The 23,086-nt window shown below is 42.0% G+C and carries 28 protein-coding genes; 26 read left to right on the top strand and 2 right to left on the bottom strand.

Annotated elements, in window-relative coordinates:
* Nucleotides 1-14 precede the first annotated feature (14 nt).
* The 26 genes from rsmG to pyrF all read left to right on the top strand — a co-directional run bounded on the left by rsmG (nucleotide 15) and on the right by pyrF (nucleotide 20,335).
* Nucleotides 15-647 carry a 16S rRNA (guanine(527)-N(7))-methyltransferase RsmG gene (rsmG, locus tag JFY49_RS09305; protein WP_180080359.1) on the top strand — a complete coding sequence of 211 codons (633 nt, stop codon included), beginning with the start codon at nucleotides 15-17 and terminating at the stop codon, nucleotides 645-647.
* A gap of 24 nt (nucleotides 648-671) precedes the next feature.
* On the top strand, nucleotides 672-1,454 hold the full coding sequence (locus JFY49_RS09300; protein WP_086195487.1) for a ParA family protein: 783 nt from the start codon (nucleotides 672-674) through the stop codon (nucleotides 1,452-1,454).
* The gene (locus JFY49_RS09295) at nucleotides 1,451-2,338 is read left to right on the top strand and encodes a ParB/RepB/Spo0J family partition protein (RefSeq protein ID WP_086195486.1); all 888 of its coding nucleotides are present in this window, start codon (nucleotides 1,451-1,453) and stop codon (nucleotides 2,336-2,338) included. The genes JFY49_RS09300 and JFY49_RS09295 overlap by 4 nt, the downstream gene beginning before the upstream one ends.
* 28 nt (nucleotides 2,339-2,366) lie before the next feature.
* Complete coding sequence (locus tag JFY49_RS09290; RefSeq protein ID WP_180174681.1) at nucleotides 2,367-3,005, top strand: MotA/TolQ/ExbB proton channel family protein; 639 nt, start codon at nucleotides 2,367-2,369, stop codon at nucleotides 3,003-3,005.
* Nucleotides 3,006-3,016: 11 nt separating this feature from the next.
* Nucleotides 3,017-3,442: an ExbD/TolR family protein gene (locus JFY49_RS09285; RefSeq protein ID WP_200222662.1), complete on the top strand. Its 426-nt coding sequence runs from the start codon at nucleotides 3,017-3,019 to the stop codon at nucleotides 3,440-3,442.
* A complete protein-coding gene (gene msbA, locus JFY49_RS09280) occupies nucleotides 3,439-5,166 on the top strand; it encodes a lipid A export permease/ATP-binding protein MsbA (RefSeq protein ID WP_200222661.1) in 1,728 nt (575 codons plus the stop codon). The genes JFY49_RS09285 and msbA overlap by 4 nt, the downstream gene beginning before the upstream one ends.
* A gap of 3 nt (nucleotides 5,167-5,169) precedes the next feature.
* On the top strand, nucleotides 5,170-6,177 hold the full coding sequence (gene lpxK / locus JFY49_RS09275; protein ID WP_200222660.1) for a tetraacyldisaccharide 4'-kinase: 1,008 nt from the start codon (nucleotides 5,170-5,172) through the stop codon (nucleotides 6,175-6,177).
* 12 nt (nucleotides 6,178-6,189) lie between these two features.
* Nucleotides 6,190-6,951, top strand: coding sequence for a 3-deoxy-manno-octulosonate cytidylyltransferase (kdsB, locus tag JFY49_RS09270; protein ID WP_180041670.1), 762 nt, complete (start codon nucleotides 6,190-6,192; stop codon nucleotides 6,949-6,951).
* Nucleotides 6,952-6,964: 13 nt separating this feature from the next.
* Nucleotides 6,965-7,948 (top strand): DNA polymerase III subunit delta', encoded by a 984-nt coding sequence (locus tag JFY49_RS09265; protein WP_180041668.1) that lies wholly within the window; start codon nucleotides 6,965-6,967, stop codon nucleotides 7,946-7,948.
* Between the two features lie 21 nt (nucleotides 7,949-7,969).
* Nucleotides 7,970-8,311, top strand: coding sequence for a PilZ domain-containing protein (locus JFY49_RS09260; protein WP_092818360.1), 342 nt, complete (start codon nucleotides 7,970-7,972; stop codon nucleotides 8,309-8,311).
* Between the two features lie 26 nt (nucleotides 8,312-8,337).
* Nucleotides 8,338-9,111, top strand: a complete 774-nt coding sequence (locus JFY49_RS09255; protein WP_200222659.1) for a TatD family hydrolase — start codon at nucleotides 8,338-8,340, stop codon at nucleotides 9,109-9,111.
* Between the two features lie 45 nt (nucleotides 9,112-9,156).
* Complete coding sequence (locus tag JFY49_RS09250) at nucleotides 9,157-9,771, top strand: TetR/AcrR family transcriptional regulator (protein WP_200222658.1); 615 nt, start codon at nucleotides 9,157-9,159, stop codon at nucleotides 9,769-9,771.
* Between the two features lie 9 nt (nucleotides 9,772-9,780).
* On the top strand, nucleotides 9,781-10,341 hold the full coding sequence (locus JFY49_RS09245; RefSeq protein ID WP_200222657.1) for a type II secretion system protein: 561 nt from the start codon (nucleotides 9,781-9,783) through the stop codon (nucleotides 10,339-10,341).
* A gap of 85 nt (nucleotides 10,342-10,426) precedes the next feature.
* Nucleotides 10,427-10,771, top strand: a complete 345-nt coding sequence (locus JFY49_RS09240) for a type II secretion system protein GspI (RefSeq protein ID WP_265092682.1) — start codon at nucleotides 10,427-10,429, stop codon at nucleotides 10,769-10,771.
* Nucleotides 10,768-11,451 carry a type II secretion system minor pseudopilin GspJ gene (gspJ, locus tag JFY49_RS09235; RefSeq protein WP_200222655.1) on the top strand — a complete coding sequence of 228 codons (684 nt, stop codon included), beginning with the start codon at nucleotides 10,768-10,770 and terminating at the stop codon, nucleotides 11,449-11,451. Before JFY49_RS09240 ends, gspJ begins: the two co-directional genes overlap by 4 nt.
* Nucleotides 11,452-11,511: 60 nt before the next feature.
* On the top strand, nucleotides 11,512-12,417 hold the full coding sequence (gspK, locus tag JFY49_RS09230; RefSeq protein WP_218944695.1) for a type II secretion system minor pseudopilin GspK: 906 nt from the start codon (nucleotides 11,512-11,514) through the stop codon (nucleotides 12,415-12,417).
* Nucleotides 12,418-12,589: 172 nt separating this feature from the next.
* Nucleotides 12,590-13,186, top strand: coding sequence for a 6-pyruvoyl trahydropterin synthase family protein (locus JFY49_RS09225; protein WP_180041646.1), 597 nt, complete (start codon nucleotides 12,590-12,592; stop codon nucleotides 13,184-13,186).
* A gap of 46 nt (nucleotides 13,187-13,232) precedes the next feature.
* Nucleotides 13,233-13,946 (top strand): uracil-DNA glycosylase, encoded by a 714-nt coding sequence (gene ung / locus JFY49_RS09220; RefSeq protein ID WP_086195473.1) that lies wholly within the window; start codon nucleotides 13,233-13,235, stop codon nucleotides 13,944-13,946.
* Nucleotides 13,943-15,067, top strand: coding sequence for an enoyl-CoA hydratase/isomerase family protein (locus JFY49_RS09215; protein WP_086195472.1), 1,125 nt, complete (start codon nucleotides 13,943-13,945; stop codon nucleotides 15,065-15,067). Before ung ends, JFY49_RS09215 begins: the two co-directional genes overlap by 4 nt.
* Nucleotides 15,068-15,071: 4 nt before the next feature.
* The gene (gene tadA / locus JFY49_RS09210; RefSeq protein WP_180080322.1) at nucleotides 15,072-15,593 is read left to right on the top strand and encodes a tRNA adenosine(34) deaminase TadA; all 522 of its coding nucleotides are present in this window, start codon (nucleotides 15,072-15,074) and stop codon (nucleotides 15,591-15,593) included.
* Between the two features lie 58 nt (nucleotides 15,594-15,651).
* Nucleotides 15,652-16,083 (top strand): SRPBCC family protein, encoded by a 432-nt coding sequence (locus JFY49_RS09205; RefSeq protein WP_200222654.1) that lies wholly within the window; start codon nucleotides 15,652-15,654, stop codon nucleotides 16,081-16,083.
* Nucleotides 16,084-16,100: 17 nt separating this feature from the next.
* The gene (gene cmk / locus JFY49_RS09200; protein ID WP_180080319.1) at nucleotides 16,101-16,784 is read left to right on the top strand and encodes a (d)CMP kinase; all 684 of its coding nucleotides are present in this window, start codon (nucleotides 16,101-16,103) and stop codon (nucleotides 16,782-16,784) included.
* Nucleotides 16,785-16,890: 106 nt separating this feature from the next.
* The gene (gene rpsA / locus JFY49_RS09195) at nucleotides 16,891-18,567 is read left to right on the top strand and encodes a 30S ribosomal protein S1 (protein WP_086195468.1); all 1,677 of its coding nucleotides are present in this window, start codon (nucleotides 16,891-16,893) and stop codon (nucleotides 18,565-18,567) included.
* A 160-nt stretch (nucleotides 18,568-18,727) separates the two neighbouring features.
* Nucleotides 18,728-19,030, top strand: coding sequence for an integration host factor subunit beta (locus JFY49_RS09190; RefSeq protein WP_086195467.1), 303 nt, complete (start codon nucleotides 18,728-18,730; stop codon nucleotides 19,028-19,030).
* A 21-nt stretch (nucleotides 19,031-19,051) separates the two neighbouring features.
* Nucleotides 19,052-19,417 carry a lipopolysaccharide assembly protein LapA domain-containing protein gene (locus tag JFY49_RS09185; protein ID WP_086195466.1) on the top strand — a complete coding sequence of 122 codons (366 nt, stop codon included), beginning with the start codon at nucleotides 19,052-19,054 and terminating at the stop codon, nucleotides 19,415-19,417.
* A gap of 237 nt (nucleotides 19,418-19,654) precedes the next feature.
* Nucleotides 19,655-20,335, top strand: coding sequence for an orotidine-5'-phosphate decarboxylase (gene pyrF, locus JFY49_RS09180; protein WP_180041640.1), 681 nt, complete (start codon nucleotides 19,655-19,657; stop codon nucleotides 20,333-20,335).
* Nucleotides 20,336-20,462: 127 nt separating this feature from the next.
* Here pyrF and JFY49_RS09175 read toward each other — a convergent pair whose 3' ends face one another.
* Nucleotides 20,463-21,371 (bottom strand): lysine exporter LysO family protein, encoded by a 909-nt coding sequence (locus tag JFY49_RS09175; RefSeq protein ID WP_180041638.1) that lies wholly within the window; start codon nucleotides 21,369-21,371, stop codon nucleotides 20,463-20,465.
* 49 nt (nucleotides 21,372-21,420) lie between these two features.
* On the bottom strand, nucleotides 21,421-22,905 hold the full coding sequence (locus JFY49_RS09170; RefSeq protein ID WP_227609429.1) for a flavin-containing monooxygenase: 1,485 nt from the start codon (nucleotides 22,903-22,905) through the stop codon (nucleotides 21,421-21,423).
* Nucleotides 22,906-23,086 lie beyond the last annotated feature (181 nt).

Here is a 23,086-nt window from a genome sequence, read left to right as displayed (position 1 = left end):
GACGTTATTTGTATATGCACCAGTTTTTCAAAGAACTTAAGCAGGGTAGTCAAGCTTTGGGTTTGGAGCTTAGCGATGAGGCTTTAAATTTATTACTCAAATACCAGGATGCTTTGGTACTGTGGAATAAAGCATATAACTTGACCGCGATTCGTGATCCGAAAGAGATGCTGGTCAAGCATCTGCTAGATAGCTTGAGTATTTTGAAAGATTTGCCTCAAGGCCGCTTGCTGGATATCGGAACCGGTGGAGGTATGCCAGGCATGATCATTGCATTATGTCAGCCTGAGCGTCAGTGTGTGTTGCTAGACTCGAACGGTAAAAAAATCCGTTTCCTGAAACAGTTTATTGCCGATTTAAAACTAAAAAATGTGGTTGCCGTACAGACGCGTGTCGAAAATGAGGAAAGTATCCAGGAGCTCGGTCAGTTCGACGTCATTACCAGTCGTGCATTTGCCTCTTTAACCGATTTTGTTGCCGCTTCTAAACCTTTTATGCATGCGCACAGTATTATTGCATCGATGAAAGGATTAATCCCTGCGGATGAAGTAGAGGCTTTAAAAAATGAATTCAGTTTTGAGATCATTGAGCTGAAAGTTCCGCGTTTAGACGAACAACGTCATTTGCTTTTATTGAAACATATTTAATTTTTTCGAAGGATTGGGGTCACCATGGCACAAATTATTGCGATTGCGAACCAAAAAGGTGGCGTAGGTAAAACCACAACCGCAGTAAATTTGGCAGCATCGTTAGCTGTTTTAAAAAAGCGCGTTTTACTTGTGGATATGGATTCACAAGGCAATGCCACGATGGGTTCCGGTATTCAGAAAAATGATCTGTTGTATTCGGTCACTGATGTATTATTGGGCGAAGTCCCAATTGAAACTGCAATTACCAAAGCGGAAGTCGGCTATAAAGTTCTCGGGGCTAACCGCGATTTGGCGGGTGTAGAACTGGCCATTGCCGAACAGGATGGCCGCGAATATATTTTGCGTGAAGCATTGCAAGAAATTGAATCTTCTTTTGATTATATTATTGTTGACTGTGCGCCCAGCTTAAGTCTGATTACGGTGAATGCTTTGGCTGCCGTGCAGGGTGTCATGATTCCGATGCAATGTGAATACTATGCTCTGGAAGGTTTGGCGGATTTAACCCAAACCATTGACCGTATTCAGCAAGCCCTAAATCCGGATCTGCAAATTGTGGGCGTTTTGCGCACTATGTACGATGCACGTAATGCTTTAACCCGTGATGTTTCAGAAGAGCTTGAACAGTATTTTGGCAAAAAACTCTATGATACGGTGATTCCGCGTAATGTCCGTTTGGCTGAAGCCCCTGCGCATGGTTTGCCGATTATCTATTTTGAAAAAAGCTCCAAGGGTGCAGTTGCTTACCTGAATCTGGCAGCTGAAATGTTAAAGAAAAGTAAAGTAAAAAAAGGAAGTAACGCATGACCACAAAAAAACGCGGATTAGCAAAAGGTCGTGGTCTGGATGCCTTGCTTGGCTCAATCCAGAAAGAAAAATTACAAATGGAAGCTCAAGCGTTAGATCATGGTCAGCTGAAACAGATTAATGTCCATTTACTCAAGCGCGGTGAATATCAACCGCGACGTTTTATTCATGAGCAAGATCTTCAGGAACTGGCAGCATCGATTGAAAAGCATGGGGTGATGCAGCCGATTGTGATTCGTCCAATTGATGATGAAAAGCATCCCTATGAAATTATTGCCGGTGAGCGTCGTTGGCGCGCAGCACAACTGGCGGGTTTGACGGAAGTTCCTGCAATTGTTCGTGATTTGAATGATCAGGTTGCCATTGCCTTGGCATTGATTGAAAACATTCAACGTCAGGATTTAAACCCGATCGATCAGGCGATGGCACTCCAGCGTTTTCATGAAGAATTCGGTTTAAGTCATCAGGAAATTGCCGATACTGTCGGTAAGGCGCGTACTACAGTCAGTAACTTGTTGCGTTTACTGACACTGGCTGAATCGGTAAAAGACTTCATGCAGCAAGGTTTGCTGGATATGGGGCATGCGCGTGCTATTCTGACTTTAAAGGCTAAAGATCAGCTTAAGGTTGCAGAGCATGTGATTGAGAAAAGTTTATCTGTACGCCAAACCGAACAACTGGTGCGCGACTTGAATACGCCAAAACAAGAAAAACCGAAAGCTGAAATTGCACCCGATATTCAGCAACTGACACAGCGTCTGGCAGAGCGTTTCAGCGCAGATGTGAAAATTGATCATAATAAACAAGGCAAGGGGAAACTTGTCATTCAATACCATTCACTTGATGAATTGGATGGGATATTAAATATCTGCTTTGCAGAATAATTTTTAAAATTTTTATTGGGGAAAACATATGTGGGAATTAGTTAAGGCGGGTGGGTGGCTCATGCTTCCCCTTGTTTTATGTTCAATTTTTACTGTAGCAATCACGATTGAACGCTTTATTCGGTTAAAAAGAACAATGATCTTGCCTAAGGTATTGCTGTTAAATCAGGTGCAAAATATTGATATGGTCATGCAGCAGTTAAAGCAGGATCAAGCCTTACAAAGCAGTACTTTGGGGCGCATTTTTATGGCGGGTTACCAAAGTAAAAATCAAAATGAACAATTTGCCCGTGCACAAATGGAAACCACTGCTTCCCAAGAAATTGGTTATCTGGAAAAAAACATCAACTTCTTGGGAACCTTAAGTGCAGTAGCACCATTATTGGGTTTATTGGGTACCGTACTGGGTATTATCGAATCCTTCTTGGTGATTGATTTAGGTACCAATAGCAATCCTACTTTAATGATTCCTGGTATTTCCAAAGCGTTGATCACAACGGCAGCAGGGATGTTTATTGCCATTCCTGCACTGTTTGCCTATCGCTATTTTCAGCGTTTAGTACAAGAATATATTGCAGAGCTTGAGCAGCAATCGACCTTATTTCATGCAGCACTTTTCTATCAAAATTCTACAGATCAAGAACAAGATATTAGAAAAGCAGGTTAAGGTGGTGAAAAATGAAATTCAAACGCACACAAGTTGAAAATATTCATATTAATTTAACCCCCATGATTGACTGCTTGCTGTTTATTCTGGTTTTTTTACTGTTATCTACCACGTTCAATCAGTTTAGCCGCATGAATTTAACCTTGCCTGATGCGCAAGGCGTGCCCCCTAAACAGTATGATCATAAAATTGAAGTAGTAGTAGATGCTTCTGGTCACTATTCCATTAATGGACAATCAATTGCCAGCAAAGATGTTGTAGATTTAAGTACCGCAATTAAACAGATTTCCAATGATCGACGTGATTTAATGTTTGTTATTGCTGCGGATGCCAAGGCAACGCATCAGGATGTGATTCGTGTAATGGATGTAGCAGGACAGTTAGGTTTTGTTAACGTCAATATTAGTACCAAAGTTCCGTCTAGGGGTTATGAGTGAAGCAGGATTTTAAAGTCTATCTACGTCTTTTGGGCTATCTGAAGCCTTTTTGGGGTGTAGCGATACTGGTTTTTATCGGTTTTGCAATTAGTGCGGCAACGGAAGTATCTATTGCAAAATTACTGGAAAAAATTATTACCGCTATCCAGAATCGAGATCAAGGCTTTACTTCCATATTTCCTTTTCTGGTTATTTTATTGATGTTCTTTCGCGGTTTAGGTTCCTTTGTTGGGGGTTATTATACCGCAGTCATCTCTCGGAATTTGGTATTTAATATTCGTCAGGAAGTTTTCGCCAAACTGCTTAAGCTTCCATCGCAATATTATCTGGATAATACCAGCGGGCATATCACCGCTAAAATCATGTATAACGTGGAGCAATTAACGGCTGCTTCATCTGAATCTCTAAAAACGATTGTACAACAAGGTTTGATTACCCTCGGATTGTTAGGGTATCTGTTATATAGCAATTGGCGACTTACTTTTATTATTCTGATTTTTGCTCCACTGATGGGATTGCTAGTTCGTCAAGCCTCAAAACGCATGCGTAAATTATCCTTGCAAGTTCAGGATACTATGGGTGATGTTAACCATGTGGTACAGGAAACGGTGAATGGGAATTTAATTGTTAAAGGTTTTGGCGGACAAGACTATGAACAAACGCGTTTTCGTGACAATTCGCTTGAAAATTTAAGACGCGGTTTGAAAATGGTGGTGGTGCAACAACTGAATAGCCCGATTGTACAGTTCATTATGTCGATTGCCATGGCAATTATCATCTGGATTGCATTACGACCAGAAATTTTACGCGATACCAGCGCAGGTGAATTCGTCGCGTATATTACTGCAGCAGGGATGTTGAGCAAGCCAATTAAAGCTTTAACCGATGTCAATGAAAAATTACAACGTGGCATGGCTGCAGCACATTCCGTTTTTGAGTTGCTGGATTTGTCGGAAGAGCAAAATACCGGTACGGCTACGCCAATGCTGAAAGGCAATATCCAATTTCAGCAGACTAATTTAATTTATCCAGATGGTCATCATGCGATTCATGATTTTAACCTTGACGTCAAGGCGGGTGAAACCATTGCCTTGGTGGGGCGTTCAGGAGCAGGTAAGACTTCTCTGGTCAATTTGCTGGTACGTTTTCAGGAGTTGAGTTCAGGTAATATTTATTTAGACCAGTATGCCATTCAAGAGCTGGAAATTAATACTTTACGTACACAAATTGCCATGGTGAACCAGCAGGTGGTGTTGTTTAACCGCACTGTACGTGAAAATATTGCCTACGGGCAGCTTGAAAATGCAACCGATGCAGAAATTATTGCAGCTGCAAAAGCTGCCTATGCACATGATTTTATTATGGCTTTGCCACAAGGTTATGATACGCAACTCGGCGCACAAGGCCTGAATCTTTCAGGTGGACAGCGCCAGCGTATTGCCATTGCACGTGCCATTTTGAAAAATGCACCAATCCTGATTCTGGATGAAGCCACCAGTGCACTGGATAATGAATCAGAGTATTTTATCCAGAAAGCATTTGATGCAGCCATGCAAGACCGGACAACGATTGTGATTGCCCATCGTTTATCAACCATTGAAAATGCAGATCGCATTGTGGTGATGGACAACGGTAGCATTGTCGAGCAAGGTACGCACGCAGAGTTGATTGCTAAACATGGTGCTTACTATCAATTGCATCAGCGTAATTTCGAGGAAAATTGATCTATGTCATTTGCACAATTGATTCAGGATGCCTGGAACAAACAGGCCAAGTGGTTGATTGTGCTTAGACCTTTGTCATGGATTTATCGTGGTGGTTTTTTACTGAATAAAAAACTGTACCAATGTGGCGTTAAAGCCAGCTATCAATCTCCAGTTCCGGTGATGGTGATTGGTAATATTACCGTTGGTGGCAGTGGTAAAACACCATTGCTGATTCAGCTGGTCAATTACCTACAAAGTCAAAATGTTCGTGTCGGTGTCATCAGTCGCGGTTACGGTGGAAAAGGACCTTTTCCTGCTTATGTGGATTTGGAGTCAGTTCCTGAAGTGGTAGGGGATGAACCCTGTCTGATTGTTCAGTCTACCGGTGTGCCCATGGTAGTGGGATCAAACCGGCAGCATAGTATTGAATATTTGTTGTCAAAACATGAGCTGGATTTAATTATCAGTGATGACGGTTTGCAACACTGGGCTTTAGCACGACAAATTGAGTGGATTGTGCTGGATCAGAATCGTGGTCTGGGTAATCAGAAGTTATTGCCTGAAGGATATTTACGCGAACCGCCAAGCCGCTTAACCACAGCAACCGTTATTGAGCATGCCAGTCAGCCAAATTCTGCCCTGAATATGCATTTAGAAATTGCTGCTCCTTATTTGCTTAATGATGCGGTAGATGAAAGATCTTTTAATCCGACGGATAATTTTTATGCCGTGGTTGGTATTGGTTTTCCACAGCGTTTTTACAACACTTTAGATTCCATGGGGATTCATCAGTTTCAGTGCCATGAATTTCCTGATCATTATGATTACGAAATTACGGATCTGCAGTTTGAAGATAACAACCCCATTATTACCACGGAAAAAGATGCAGTAAAACTGCTGCCATTATTAAAGCAAAATCCAAATTTTAAACGGGAAATCTGGGTGGTTCCTGTTGAAGCAGTGCTTTCGCCACAGTGCTATGATGTTTTGCATCAACAGTTACAGCAACTCGGTATTCAAATTTCTTAAGGTTCATTGTTTATGAAACATATTGTTATTCCAGCACGTTTTGCAAGTTCCCGTTTGCCGGGCAAGCCACTATTGGAAATTCATGGTCGTCCCATGATTCTACGTGTGGTGGATCAGGCAAAAAAAGTGGCTGGTTTTGATGATTTATGTGTGGCAACCGACGATGAGCGTATTGCAGAAGTGTGCCGTGCAGAAGGCGTGGATGTTGTCATTACAAGTGCAGATCATCCTTCTGGCACCGACCGTTTAAGTGAAGTTGCCCGCATTAAAGGCTGGGACAGTGAAGACATTATTGTCAATGTACAAGGTGATGAACCTCTGCTTCCGGCTCAATTGGTGCAGCAGGTGGCGCAATTGTTGGAATCGCAACCTGAATCTTCCATGTCGACCTTATGTGAGCCGATTCATAGTATGGAAGAGTTTCAGCGCGACAGTATTGTAAAAGTGGTGATGTCCAAATATAACCAGGCTTTGTATTTTAGCCGTGCCACGATTCCTTATGACCGTGATGGTGCAAAACAAGAAATTCAGCAATTACATCAGCAGGCATACCGTCATTTAGGCTTGTACGCCTACCGTGTGAATTTGCTGCAAGAATATGTGTCCTGGGATATGGGTGCGCTGGAAAGACTGGAAAGTCTGGAACAATTACGTGTACTGGAAAATGGTCACCGTATTGCCATTGCCGTTGCAGAAGCCAACTTGCCACCGGGTGTCGATACACAGGCAGATTTGGACCGTTTAAATCAGATGGATGTTTCTTGCTTCGAATAAGGTGGACTCCTCCATGCAAAATAATGTTGCGGCACAAGTCTACCCATGGCAGCAAACGGTTTGGGAGACCTTGACCGGACGCTTTCCCAAACTGGGGCATGGTCTACTTTTTTATGGTAAAAAAGGCTGTGGCAAGGAAGCTTTTGCACAATATTTTTTGGCTTGGGTGCTATGTGCCAATCGTCATGAAAACAATGCCCCTTGTGGTGAATGTGGCAGTTGTTTGTGGTTAAAGTCTGATACCCATCCCAACTATGTTCATATCAGCACCGATGAAGACAATAAAAAGCAGAATGCCAAAATCAAGATTGAGAAAATCCGTGATTTATTGCCCTTTGTGCAGCAAACCGTAGATGGCTGGCGTGTGATTGTGATTGAACCGGCAGAAGCTTTGAATATCGCCTCTGCCAATGCATTACTCAAAACCTTGGAAGAGCCGGGTGATCGGGTAGTCATTATTTTACTGGCCGATCATTACTTAAAACTTCCAGCCACGATTCGCAGCCGTTTGCAGCATTTTGCGCTGGACCGTATTTCTTCTTCGCAAGCAGATGCGTATTTAACCGAGCATTTACCCAATTTAGATCAAATGCAAAAACAACTGTTGATGAATTTATCTAATCAGATGCCATTACAGGCCATGCAGCTGGCTGAAATGGAATGGTTAAATAAGCGACAAGAATTTTTAACGGATTGGCAAAAACTGGTCACGCAAAAAAATATGCCGATGGCGATTGCGACCAAGTGGAATAAAGTCTTAAATTTTAGTGACTTTTCACAAATGTTTGAATACTTGTTGTCAGATTTAATTTGTGTCAAGCTCAGTCAGCAAGTTAAAAATTCCGATCTTGATTTGAGTGCATTATCCGAACAATATACCTTGGAATTTTTATTTGCGGTTTATTCTGATTTGCAGCAAGCTAAACAATATATTGAGCAAAATGTACAAAGCAATTTAGTGCTTGATCAATTGTGTATAAAACTAATGAACATTTAAATATTTTTAAGGGGAATAAAAATGCAACCACGTATGGGCGGTATTATTCATGCCAATATCCCGGATATAGAAACTTTGTATGCCAGCTATATGCCTTATGTTGTCGGTGGAGGATTGTTTATTCCGACCAAACAGCCGGTTAAGCTTGGTGAAGAAGTGTTTGTGCTGGCAACCTTACCCGAACAATCACAAAAAATTCCTTTAACAGGCAAGGTCATCTGGGTCTCCCAAAAACAAAATGGCATCAAATTACAAGGTTTTGGTATGCAATTGACCGGAGAAAAAGGCGTTTATTACAAATCAGAAGCTGAAAAGTTGCTTACAGGCCTTAAGTCTGAAGGTCGAACTAGTTACACTATGTAGATATTTAAAAGATTTAGGAAATCACTGTGTTTGTAGATACTCACTGCCATTTAACCATGCTGGATCTAACGCCTTATGATGGCAATCTGGACTTGGCATTAGCTCAGGCGCGTGAAGCAGGGGTATCCAAATTCATGACTATCTCTGTTGATCTGGATGACCATATCGAGCTGGCTAAAATTGCCTCACGCCATGCTGATGTGGGCTACAGTGTGGGTGTTCATCCCTGTGAAGACCCTGCGGTCATGGCACGTGCCACTACAGATTATCTGATTGAACTGGCACAGCCTGAAAAGGTCTGGGCGATTGGTGAAACCGGCCTGGATTATTTTCATAGCACCGATTTTATTGCTGAACAAAAAGAATGTTTTGCCCGCCATATTCATGCCTCACAGGCAGTAAAAAAACCGGTGGTGGTGCATACCCGTGCAGCGAAACACGATACAGTCGATATCATTCTGGCTGAAAAATCCACGCATGGTATTTTGCACTGTTTTACTGAAGACTGGGAAACCGCAAAAGCTGTGCTGGATTGTGGTTATTATGTGTCATTTTCCGGAATTGTCTCTTTTAAAAATGCGCAGGATTTACGTGATGTGGCCAAGCAGGTTCCACTAGATCGGGTGCTGATTGAAACCGATAGTCCTTATCTGGCACCGATGCCATATAGAGGAAAATCTAATGAACCAAAATACGTGCCTTATGTAGCCAAAGCCCTAAGTGATGTATATGATAAGTCTGTTGAGGAAATTGCTTTCATTACAATGCAAAACTTTGAAAACCTCCTTAATTTAAAGTAAATAAATTAAATTGATATAAGCGCAGAAGAGAATTACAGAGTGAAGATGGATCGTCAGGCTCAGTTTCGAGCAAGAGAAGCGTTAATTTTTCAGGTTGCAGAGCAGTTGCTGTTAGAAAATGACGAATCAGGGATGACACTAGATGCGTTGGCAGCAGAACTCGATTTGGCGAAGGGAACTCTATATAAGCATTTCCAGAGTAAAGATGAACTGTACATGCTTCTGATTATTCGTAATGAGAACATGTTGCTCGAGATGATTAAGGATGCAGAGAAGGCTTTTCCCGAGCATTTGGCATTCTTTATGTTGCATCATTTACATCATCCTGAGCGCACGGTACTGTTCCATCAAATTGAAGAACGTTTATCTACGACCGGTATTGGGATCAATCTACTATTTAGTGAACTGTATCAGGTCAGAAAACAGCGTTTACGGATTATTATCCGTATGACTGAAAGCTATCTGGAAAGTATTCAAAGCAGCATGTCGACACGCGATTATCTGGCCTCTATTTGGGCCCTAACTCATGGTGCTGCGGCTATTCTAAATTCCAGTTTTTACCAGCGTTATTTGGGTTCACGTGACACATTGCGCGTAGCCTATATTGATCAGGCACTGGCAATGCCAAAACAGGTCAGTTCTGCGGAACAGTTTGCTTAAAGGTATGCCATGAAGCCAATCCGACCATTATCAGTTCGTGGTTTTACCTTAATCGAGTTGATGGTGGTTATTGTGATTATGGCAATCATGGCTTCTTTAATTTTGACCAATATTAACGGGGTAGACCAGCGTAAAGCGATGCAGGCACGGGAAGTGTTTATTATGGATTTACGCAGGATTAACCGTGAAGCCAATGATCAGGCGCGCATTTTTGCCCTGGATGTGCACAGCGCGACAGATGTATTGCCGTTCAGTTACGGGGTGGTTGAATACATCATTCCTTCCATTCAAACTGTAGCCCCACAAATTGTTGAAGAAAACAAAAAATGGCAACCATATGCGGAATTTGCTCAAAGGGCTTTACCCGAGCATGTTTCTTTTAGCATCACTTCACTCGATCATGCTTATGAAAATGCCAATAATGAGGATTTATTGAATTCGAATGCACCGCAGCTGTTGTGGTTGGGCAATGGCGAGGCCAAACCGGTACGGATTCAATTTTATTTTGAACAGCGTCCGATTGGGGAAGAAATCGAGATTGATCATTTGGGTAAAATCAATGAACGCTAGATACTCCAGGCATAGCTTTTGGTTATGTGCAGCATCGAAACAGCGTTTTACTCATCGCTGCTCAGGTTTTACGCTATTGGAAGTCATGGTTGCTTTGGCGATTTTTGCCACTGCTGCAATTGCTTTTACCAAAGTGGCAATGCAATACACCCAGGCAACATCCAATGCCATTTTAAGAACCAAGGCGCAATTCGTAGCCTTGAATGAAGTCGCCGTGATGGAAATCAATCAGGAATGGTTGCAGGGAACCCAATCCAAACAGGTCACCCAGCAAGGTGAAACCTGGCAAATTGACAAATCTGCGCAATTGACCATTAGTCCAAATGTACAACGCATAGAAGTACAGGTCAGTTTGTTTAATGTGAAAAGTGGCAAGGTTGAATCGGGAGTGACGCATTTGGTTTTCTTCAACCCGAAGGCCAAAGCATGAAAAAGCAGACTACGAAAAATAAAAAAGGTTTCACTTTGGTTGAACTTTTGGTGGCAATTGCCATCTTTAGTGTGCTTTCCGCATTGGGCTGGAAAGTCTTTGATTATTTAATTAAAGTCAAAGACCGTAATGCTGAACATGAGATCAATTTGGGTCAGCTGCAGGAAGCCTACCAGCAAATTCTGCGTGACACCGTTCAGGTTGTGCCACTGAATGCCAATATCAATGGCGATATTCAGCCTGCTTTGGTTTTGCAAAATGGTCGATTTAATTTTAGTAAAACCGGGGTCACTGATCCTTTACAGCAAGGTATTTCTCCGGACGAGCGCGTGGAATATCAATATCGTGCCGATGAAAAGAAACTGTACCGACTGAAATACCGTCATTTAAACAGTACAGGGCGGGATCAGCCTGAATCCAGTGTGCTGTTAAATGATGTTGACCAGTTTCAAATTGTGGTGTTGAATCCGAATGAACTCAATGCATGGCCAGAGGGTCAGGTAGATTTAAACGATGTCACACAAAAACAGATCTTGCCGAGGGGCATTAAAATTAAACTGACCGTCAAAGATGTGTCCTATGAGTGGATTTTCAGTTTATTAAATACCGATTATTTAAAACAGCAAACTGGCACTTCAAATAACAATGCAAATAGCGATACAAATAACTCTACATTATAAGGTTTGGTCCAATTGAACATAAAGTCGCAACAGGGTGTTGCCTTAATTACGATTTTGGTCATGGTGGCATTAGCCACCATCCTGGCTGCGACCATTGCCAAAAGACAGGCCAATACAGCTGAAAATACGGCATATTTAATGCGCCAAAATCAATCCTTGCTATATGCCAAAAGTGCTGAAGCCTTTTTTTCAGAGCTTTTGGTCGATGATGCTGAAAATGCTGGTGCTATTGATCATTTACAGGAAAACTGGGCCAAACCGATGCCGGCTTTTCCTGTAGAGGACGGTTTTATTGCGGGCACTTTAGAGGATCAATCAGGCAAATTTAATTTAAACAGCTTGGTGAATATGGATGGTACGCCCAATCCTCAGGCAAAAGCATGGTTTGAAAAACTGCTGCTACGTGTGGGATTACCTGAAAAGTTAACTGAGGCAGTGATTGACTGGCAAGATGCCGATAATGAAACCATTGGCTCGATGGGTGCAGAAGCCAGTTATTATCAGGGATTGGCACAAGGTTATTTACCGGCAAACAGTAAATTCCATAATGTGGAAGAACTGAAACTGGTACGTGGCTTTGAGGGAAAAAAATATCAGCAAATTGCTGATTATGTCAGTGCTGTTCCAACCATGGATAGCAAGATAAACATTAATACAGCTCCGGCGATGCTGTTGGCCAGTCTTGATCCCAAGCTGGATATCAAGGCGGTGCAGCAGGTTTTACAACAGCGCCAGGCCAAGTTGGAGCATTTTTCCAGTGTGAATGAGTTATGGGGTATTGAGCCGTTTAGTCAGGTTGGTGCCGATGTGAGAAGTGAGACAAGCAATTTGCTAGATGTAAAATCTGCGTATTTTAAAGCCAAAATTGAAGTGCAGCTCGGCGGACGTAAACGCCAGTTCAGTAGTGATCTGGTACGAAAAGATAAGTCGGTGTATATCGCATCTCGCAGCATGGCTCCATTCTAATCAGATCCCGAGATATGATGAAAAATGAGAAACACATCCATTCAACTGCATGTGTTTCTCCAATGCTATTGAACAGTAAAATTAATGTTCAGAATTTCACTTTTGCTTTATAACTTTCACTTTTGCTTTATAATCAAATTTAATTCACAGATTTTTGATTGCATCACGGCACATGTTAATTCGTAAGTTATTTAAGTTTGAAAATGCTCATATTGTGCGAAACTGCACATCAGATCGCTGTAAGCGTTCGATTCATGGTCATAGCTATAAAGTTGAATTGTTGCTTAAAGCGTCCAAGCTTGATCATGGTCAAATGGTCTATGATTTCGGATTATTAAAAGGCGTAATCAAAGATATTTTTGACAGTTTTGATCATGCGATCTGCTTCTGGCAATATGATGATGCTGAATATATTGCCGCTTGCAAAAAATTTAGTGCCCGCTGGGTATCTTTACCTGTTTCACCTTCTGCAGAACAGTTCTCACGCATTTTCTTCTATCTGGCACAACAGGTGCTTGCATCGACCATTACCCAAAATGGGGAAGGCGACGTAGAGGTTTATTCGGTGATTGTGCATGAAACCGATACCGGTTATGCGCAAAGCTTTATTGAAGATATTGAAAATGAACAAATGGGTGTGCTCAGTCTTGACCAGATTGTATTTTCTGAACAGGTCCAAGCGGAATGGGCAGATCCTGGAATGTATGAAAAATTACAACAAGGCATTAAATTCCAGAATCCAGCGGTCGATCTTCAAGTACAAATTTGAAGAAAATGAAAAAAGTTTGGGCTGGTCAAAAAATTAGGAAGCAAGTATGTCTTTAACGGAACAACAGCAAGCTAAACTCGATAAAATCCAGTTGGATGCAAGTTGGAAAAATGCATTGAGCGATTTTTTGCTCAGTGCCAAAATGGATGATCTAAAACAGTTCTTGCTGACTGAAAAACATGCCGATAAAATTATATATCCCCCTAATTCACTCATTTTTAATGCCTTAAATACAACACCTTTCAACCGTGTTAAAGTCGTTATTCTGGGTCAGGATCCTTATCATGGGCCCAATCAGGCACATGGATTAAGTTTTTCAGTACAAAGAGGGGTTGCATTACCGCCATCTTTACGTAATATTTTCCATGAATTAAATACTGATCTGGGTATTCCTGTTCCCAAGCATGGTGATTTAACCCGTTGGGCTGAACAAGGTGTGTTATTGCTCAATGCGGTATTGACTGTTGAAGCAGGACAGCCGACATCACACCAAAAACGTGGATGGGAGGATTTTACTGATCATGTGATTGATGCTTTAAATGAGCAGTGTGAACATATCGTGTTTATCCTTTGGGGAGCCTATGCACAACGTAAAGGACAACGTATCGATCAAAATAAACACTTGGTATTGAAAGCTGCACATCCTTCTCCTTTGTCAGCAAATCGTGGTGGTTTTTTTGGTTGTAAAGTATTTTCAAAAGCAAATAATTATCTGAAACAAAATGGCATTGAGCCGATCAATTGGCAGCTGGACGCATGACACAATCTCCTGAACTAAAAAGTTATCATCCTGATCTGATTGTAGAGGAAGCAATCAACGGCTGGCGCATTGTTCGCCTGAACCGGCCGAAATCTCTACATGCCCTGGATGAATCTATCGTTACTGCACTCTTAGAAGTGTTCCAAGATTTTCACCATGATGATGCGGTAAAAGCGATCTGGCTGGATTCGACCACCCCGAAGGCTTTCTGTGCTGGTGGTGATGTCCGTAAACTTCGTCAGTTGGTCATTAATGATGAAGTTGCAACCGCAAACAAATTCTTTGAACAAGAATATGCGCTAGATTTATTGCTGCATAACTATGCCAAGCCAGTACTGGTTTGGGGTGAAGGTTATGTGATGGGTGGTGGTCTGGGCCTGTTTATGGCTGCACCATTCCGCCTGGTGACGCCTTATTCGCGTTTGGCAATGCCTGAAATTAATATCGGCCTGTATCCGGATGTCGGTGCGACACGCTTCTTGGCCGATCGAGGCGCGATTGGTCTGTTTACTGGTTTAACTGGTTCCATTATGACCTCTGCCGGTGCATATGGGATTGGCTGGGCAACCCATATTTGTGATGCGCAGCGTGATAATGTGCTGGACAAAGTGCTGAATATTGATTGGGGACATTATCCTGCAGGGGATTTTCGTGCCATTGATGATACTTTAAATAGTATGCACCGTCCGGTAGGTCCCGGACCTTTACAAAATTCACTGGATGTCATTCATAGCGTTTGCCGTGGGGTGAACTTTGAACATGACTATGAATCTATTATCGGGCTGAGTGATGCACGCAGTGATTGGCTTCGTCAAGCGAGTGAAAATCTGCAAAAAGGTTCGCCTACTACAGCAGCATTAACCTGGTTATTATGGCAGTGGGGCAAGCGTGTTCATTCTTGGAATGAAGTTTTTGAGCTTGAAACGCAAATCTCCAACTGGAAGATTCGTCACCCTGATTTCGTCGAAGGTGTACGGGCGCGTCTGGTTGATAAAGACCTGTCTCCGGAATGGATAAAAGGCAGTGATTTCTCTTTAAAAACCATCTTGTCTGACTGTCCGCCTGTGACCAATATTCAAAGCTGGAATGATCTGTTGAAGCATTACGGTATCATCAGTTAAGCAGATGACTGATGCTACACAATTGACTGATGAATACTGGATGCAATTTGCGTATGAGCAGGCTGCTATTGCCGCTTCAAAACAGGAGATTCCTGTGGGTGCAGTCATCGTCAGTCAAAATCAGATTATTGGTGCAGGACATAATGCACCTATTTCTTTAAATGATCCCACGGCTCATGCTGAGGTTCAGGCTTTACGCCAAGCCTGTACAAATCTGAATAACTACCGATTACCTGAAGACGCGGTACTTTATGTGACTTTAGAGCCGTGTACCATGTGTGTTGGGGCTTTGATTCATGCACGGGTCTCCAAGGTCGTGTTTGGTGCCACTGAACCGAAAGCAGGTTCCTTAATTAGCGTGCGTCGATTATTTGAAACCGGTTACTACAATCATGTTTTCGAGTATGAGGCAGGGTGTATGCAAGAACAGTGTTCCCAGCAGCTCAGCAATTTTTTCAAGATGCGCCGTGAGCAAAAAAAATTGCAGAAGTTACAAGAAAAATCTCTAAATAATCAAAATCATTAATTAAAATCATATAAACTATAATGACAATGAGTATTGTCAATAAAAATCAGGATAAGTCATGAATTCTATTCAAGTAAAAAAAGAATTTAACGCACCCATCGATCAGGTTTTTGATTTGCTATCAAAGCATGCCACCTACAATGTAGCTTTTGCACCGATTCAGGTTGAACGGATTAAAGATTCTACAGATCCTGAGCGTCGGGATGGGGTGGGTTCGGTACGCCGTATGGGTTTTGGTCCCGTCAAGCCTTTACGGGAACAGATTACCTTGCTGGAACCGAATCAGCGTATCGAATACCAGATTGTGAAAAACCCTTTGGTGAAACACCATTTGGGCATTATCGAGTTTGAGGCTAAAGATGATGACAAAACCTTGGTTACCTATACCATTGAATTGCAGGCACGTGCACCTTTTATCAGTAAATTAATCCTTGCACAGCTTAAATCTGCGATTAAACTAGGTTTTTCGAAATTAGCTAAAACTGTATAGGGTAAAGTGGAAAATTAATGACAGTTCAAATTATTACCATAGATGGGCCGAGTGGTTCCGGGAAAGGCACACTTGCGGCTAAACTGGCAGCACATTATCAATTTCATTTGCTTGATTCGGGTGCTCTATATCGTCTGCTCGGGCTGTCATTACATCAACAGGATTTACTCGATAGCCTGGATTCCGAACTGGAGCAGTGCATTAAAATTGCAACAAATTTAGACATAAAATTTGTGACGACTGAATCTGGTACCCGAGTTGAGCTTGATGGTGAAGATGTGACCCAAACTATCCGTACCGAACGGGTGGGAGAGTTTGCTTCAAAAGTTGCGGTAGTTCCTGAGCTTAGAGCAGCGCTATTGGAACGTCAACATGCATTTGCACAAGCTCCGGGACTGGTTGCCGATGGCAGGGATATGGCAACTTCCATTTTTCCGCAAGCTCAAGCAAAAATTTATCTGACGGCATCGGCTGAATCCCGAGCGGAGCGACGAGTAAAGCAGTTGCAGGGGATGGGGCTAGATGTTAAAATGAACGACATTTTAGCTAATATACAAGCTCGAGACAAAAGAGATATGGAGCGCACGGTCGCACCACTCAAACCGGCAGCAGATGCATATATTATTGATAGTTCAGAATTGAATATCGATGAAGTATTCAAATTGATGACCCATTTTGTCGACAAGCAGTTAGCTAATTAACGAATTTTCAGCAAAAGCATAGCTAGATCAGTTTATTACGGACTATGTGGAAGCTTAATTAAACCGGCCTTGTCTGATCCAAGACCGCTGACTTATCAGGTATATCATGACCGAATCTTTTGCAGCCCTCTTTGAAGAAAGCGAATTAAACCTCAACGTTGAAAAGGGTGCAGTCATCCAAGGCGTTGTAGTAAATATCGACTCTGACTGGGTAACAGTTGACACTGGCCTTAAATCAGAAGGTATTGTTGACCGCGCTGAATTCTTAAACGACCAACGTGAACTTGAAGTTCAAGTTGGCGATACTGTTGATGTTGTTGTTGAAGCTCTTGACAACGGTATGGGTCAAACAGTTTTATCACGTGAAAAAGCGAAACGTGCTGAAACTTGGACTAAACTTGAAAAAATCTTTGAAGACGGCGAAATCGTTACTGGTGTTATTTCTGGTAAAGTTAAAGGCGGTTTCACTGTTGACATCGGTCCAGTTCGTGCGTTCTTGCCAGGTTCTTTGGTAGACACTCGTCCTATCCGTGACACAACTCACCTTGAAGGCAAAGAGTTAGAATTCAAAGTAATTAAACTTGATGCTAAACGTAACAACGTTGTTGTATCTCGTCGTGCTGTTATGGAAGCTGAATCTTCAGCTGACCGTGAAGCTCTTCTTGCTCAGCTTGAAGAAGGTCAAACAGTTACTGGTACTATCAAGAACCTTACTGATTACGGCGCGTTCGTTGATCTTGGTGGTATCGATGGTCTTCTTCACATCACTGACATGGCTTGGAAACGTATCAAGCACCCTTCAGAAGTTGTTGAAGTTGGACAAGAAGTTACTGTTAAAGTACTTAAATTCGACCGCGAACGTAACCGCGTATCTTTAGGCCTTAAACAATTAGGCGAAGATCCATGGTTAGCGATCATGAACCGTTACCCTAAAGGTTCTATCGTTAAAGCGCGCGTAACTAACCTTACTGACTACGGTTGTTTCGCTGAAATCGCTGAAGGCGTTGAAGGTTTAGTACACGTTTCAGAAATGGACCACACTAACAAAAACATCCACCCATCTAAAGTTGTTCAGATCGGTGACGAAGTTGATGTTATGGTTCTTGAAGTGGACGAAGAACGTCGTCGTATTTCTCTTGGTATCAAACAAACTCGTGCTAACCCATGGGAAGAGTTTGCTAAAGACCACGACAAAGGTGAAAAAGTTTCAGGTACGATCAAATCAATCACTGATTTCGGTATCTTCATCGGTTTACCAGGCGGTATCGATGGTCTAGTTCACTTGTCTGACATCTCTTGGAACGAACAAGGCGAAGAAGCTATCCGTCGTTACAAGAAAGGTGACACTGTTGAAGCAGTTATCCTGTCTGTAGATGCTGAAGGCAACCGTATCAGCCTTGGTATCAAACAAATGAACAGCGATCCGTTCAACGATTTCTTGGCTGCTAACGAACGTGGTGCGCTTGTTAAAGGTACTGTAACTGCAGTTGACGCTCGTGGCGCGACTGTTAAGTTAGCTGACGAAGTTGAAGCGACTCTTAAAGCATCTGAAATCAACCGCGACCGCGTTGAAGATGCAACTAAGTTCCTTGAAGTTGGTCAAGAAGTTGAAGCTAAGATTATCAATGTAGACCGTAAATCTCGCTCTATCAACTTGTCTATCAAAGCGAAAGACGAAGCTGAAGAGAAAGAAGCGGTTGCTAACTTGAAAACAGCTGCAGCTGGTCAAGACAATGGTCCTAAGACTATTGGTGATTTGATCAAAGCTCAAATGGGTAACTAAGTAGATGTTAAAATGTATTGTTAATGTAAATTAACTAATACTTTTTACACAAATACTGTAAACGGTAGCGTAGTATTAACTTATTACGCTACCGTTTTGTATTTAAACAGGTTATTATCGTTTCATCTACAAAGTAGCTTGATAATTAAAGAGGTCGCAGATGACTACTGAAGCACTGAATAAGTCTGACTTAATAGAGCGAATTTCCCTAAAAAATCCACACTTGGCAGAACCTTTGGTTGAAGAAGCTGTTAAGATTATGATTGATCAAATGATAGCCGCATTATCATCTGATAATCGTATTGAAATCCGGGGTTTTGGCAGTTTTGCTTTGCATCACCGTGATCCACGTGTGGGGCGTAATCCTAAAACAGGTCGATCTGTTGAAGTAGCTGCGAAAGCAGTTCCGCATTTTAAACCTGGCAAAGCATTGCGTGATGCAGTAAACGAATCGGTACAGTAATAAAAAATTTATGGGGTGTTTATGCGTTACATTTTAGTCGCATTGCTCATTGTACTTTTTGGCTATTCATTGGCTCTTGTGCTGCAAAATGGTACTGAACTTTCAGTTGACCTGTTGTTTACACAGGTACCGGCAATGCGTTTAGGTTTATTGCTGTTATTAACCTTGGCATTAGGTGTGGCATTGGGTTTGTTGTTAGGGGTACAAATTTTCCGGGTATTTCAAAATAATTGGGAAATTAAGCGACTACGTAAAGACATCGAACATCTTCGAAAAGAACAAATACAGGCTGCACAACTGGCAGCAGCTGAGGCAGCAGCTCATAGCAGACATGAAAAAACAGTTTTAGACATTCATTCGAATGATCGTTCGTCTAATCCCTTGTAGTGCTGTGTGTTAACGATAATGTTTGGGTTTTAGCCAGCCAGCTTGAAACCGAAACATTGAATAAATTTTGGGACACCCTAAAGTAAATGCTTCAGGGTGTTTTTTATTTTTACAAGCTAACCTTATAAGGAAAATTTAAAGCAATAACGTCAATCAACTAATTTTTTATCACTTTGTTAAACTTTGGAATACCTTTTATAATAAGCTTTCTTTTTTGTCTGAGCGAAGGTAAGTCTCTTGAGTATCATTGTTGCACTGGATGCTAAAAGCCAATATGACGCATTAACGATTGCAGAGCAGTTAGACCCTGCATTATGTCGGGTGAAAGTTGGTAAAGAGCTATTTACTCATGAAGGCCCAAATGTAGTAAAGGCATTACATGACAAGGGTTTTGAAGTTTTCTTGGACTTGAAGTTTCATGATATTCCCAATACTACGGCTCAAGCCGTATGTGCAGCAGCAGACCTAGGTGTTTGGATGGTGAATGTGCATGCATCAGGTGGCCGTAAGATGATGGAAACCTGTGTAGAGCGATTAAAAGCCGGTAACTATAATACGCAGCTGATTGCAGTGACTGTACTGACTTCAATGGGGCGTGAAGATTTAAAAGATATTGGTTTAGATGTTGAACCATTTGAACAAGTGCAACGTCTTGCAAAACTCACTCAGGAAAGTGGTCTGGATGGGGTGGTTTGTTCTGCTCAGGAAGCCAAAATGCTGCGTGAAATTTTAGGCCAGGGCTTTGCTTTAGTCACTCCTGGTATTCGTCCGGCAGGTTCAGCTGCGGATGATCAGAAACGTATTGTCACCCCTAAGCAAGCCATGCTGGATGGTTCTACACATTTGGTGATTGGCCGTCCAATTACCAAGTCGGACAATCCGCGTCAAATGCTAAAAGATATTTTGGCGACCTTGTAACTTTACACCCTCTCCCTTGCGGAGCAGTACTCCTCATCTCCCAAAGGGAGAGAGAACGTCTCATTATTGTAAAAATGGACAAGTTCTCCTTCTGGGAGATGAGGTAGGTGAGGGATAAATATAAAAATTAAACTGCTGCCAGCACACTCACCAATATGGGCGCTAGTATAGAAAGAATAAAGCCGCTGACCATGGCGTGTGGAATAAAATCATTGCCACAGGCCTGTTTTACCATCGGCAAAGTGACATCCATTGCTGTTGCTCCTGCTGAAGAAATTGCAGAGCGTGGATAACGCCAACCGATAATATACATAAACACAATTGCCAATATTTCTCGAAACAGGTCATTCATCAGTGCAATACTACCAAGATGGGCATTTTTGAGTTCTGTGACCACAATACCAGTCATGGAATAAAAGCCATAACCTTGGGACAGCATGATGAGATCTTTTAAACTGATGTCTTGAATCAGTGTAGCTGTAACGAAAGCACCCAGTAGTGAACCGGCTATACAGCCCAATGGCACCAGTAAAATTTTCCAGTTCAGCCAGGATCGGTCTAAGGGTGAATAGGCAAGATCCAAGCCAATCATGAACATGAACGCCAGTAATAGGTTCCAGGTACTTATATGCAATGTGTAGCCCATGTAGGCTGTAGATTCAGAAAGTACATAACCTAATAGTAAGGCAATAAAAGCATAACTGATATTGATCAGGGATTTGCTCACAAGGCTCATAGACACTTTGCCGTGACTCGGTTGATAACCCAAAAGCCTGAATAACACATAACAGCAGAGGAATGCGCCGAGGCTGGTGAGTATGGCTAAAACAGCGGCCTGATTCAGGATTTGCCAAGGCTGAGCAATCGTATGTAATGTTTGCCTAAACTCAATGGCAATAGCAATCAGCAGAATATAGGTAAAATAGGGCAGAATCTTAAAAGCAAGATGCACAAGCCAGTGAGGTAAGCGTCTTGCCAAAACAAATCCGAGCACTAAACAAAGCAGTAACTGGAAAATCAACCAAAAGGATTGCATAAAGAATTAAGCAGCTAATAAATACCTGTTTATTATGACCGTTAAATATTTAGGCTGCACGACTTCCAGCTGTTTTATTTAGCAGACGGAAGTCAGCAGGATTAAGCTTTTTTGTCTGTAGCCAGTATTTCCAGGTATAAGTAGGCCACAGGGCAAAGTTCTTGCCGCTATCTTGCTGGTACCAGCTCACACAGCCAGATTGCCAGACTGTGCCATCAAGCAATTTTTGTACACGCTGGTTGAATCGGTCTTGTACCTGATCTTTAACCACAATGGCATGACTTTGCGTGTTTTTAACCAGTTCAATCATTTGTAGAATATAGTTCACCTGAGATTCAATCATAAAAATCACGGAGTTGTGTGCCAAAACCGTATTAGGTCCCAGCAACTGAAATAAATTGGGAAAGCCTTTGGTACACATCCCATAGAAGCTTTCTGCACCCTCCTGCCAGGCACCGCGCAAATCTTGTCCGTGTTCACCACTACATTGAAATGATTTTAGATAGATGCGTGGATCGGTAATAAAACCGGTTCCATAAATTAAGCAATCAATCTTACGTTCTTTGCCATCTTTGGTAATGATGCTGTTTTCAGTAAATTCCTGAATAGCCTCGGTCACCAGTTCAACATTGCTTCGGTTAAAAGTGGGATAGTACTTATTGGATACCAAAATACGTTTGCATCCCATGATGTAATCAGGTGTCAGTTTTTGCACCAGATTTTTGTCTTTGACCTGAAACTTGATAAAAGCTTCTGCCAGTTTTTGGGTGTATTTCATCACTGCAGGTTGAACAATGGGAACCACGCGAGATTCATTGGACCAATATAAGCGTGCCCGGTGCAGTTTCCTAAACCAGTCTAGTTTTTTAAATAATTTCTTTTCAACATTCCAATAGCGGCGTTCATCTCTAGGAATGACCCAAGCCGCAGTACGCTGGAACACATAGAGTTGCTTAACTTTAGCTGCAATTTCTGGAATGTATTGAATTGCACTCCCACCTGTCCCAATTGAAGCAACATTTTTGTCTGTCAAGTCATATTGGTGATCCCATTGTGAGGAATGAAAAACTTTACCCTGAAACTTTTCAATGCCCTTGATATGAGGGATATGGGGTACATGTAAAGGGCCGGATGCAAAAACCACAAATTGAGCAATTAAAGTTTGTTCATTATTGAGGATGAGTTTCCAGTCACAACTTTGTTCATTGTATTGGGCAGCCAGAACTTCACAATTAAATTGGCAATATTTTTCCAGGTTAAAGCCAGTGACTAAATCTTGTATATATTTAAAGATTTCGGGTGCTTCAGCATAGCGTTTTGACCAGTCGCTTTTGGGGGCAAAAGAAAGGGAATACATATGGGACTGGACATCGCAGGTTGCACCGGGATATTGGTTTTCGCGCCAGGTTCCCCCTACATCACTGGCTTTTTCCAGGATCACAAAATCATGCATATTGCTTTGTAGTAGACGTATAGCCATCGCCAAACCGCCAAAGCCTGCACCAATGATAGCGATTTTTGTTTGTGTTGGCATAGATTGCTGCAGTGTTTGATTGTGCATTTTTTATTGGCCTTATTGCTTCTATTATTTTTGTATCTTATAGCAAGGGTGAGATAACCGACATGATAGCCATGACAGAAAAATTGATAGTTTCGGCAATTTGCAAGCATGAAAAATTATAGTAAAAATTAAGAGGTTATTTTGATGTGATCCT

The organism is Acinetobacter sp. CS-2 (assembly GCF_016599715.1).
Taxonomy (GTDB): domain Bacteria; phylum Pseudomonadota; class Gammaproteobacteria; order Pseudomonadales; family Moraxellaceae; genus Acinetobacter.
The sequence above is the reverse complement of the archived record's forward strand: the minus strand, read 5'-3'. Positions and strand labels throughout refer to the sequence as shown.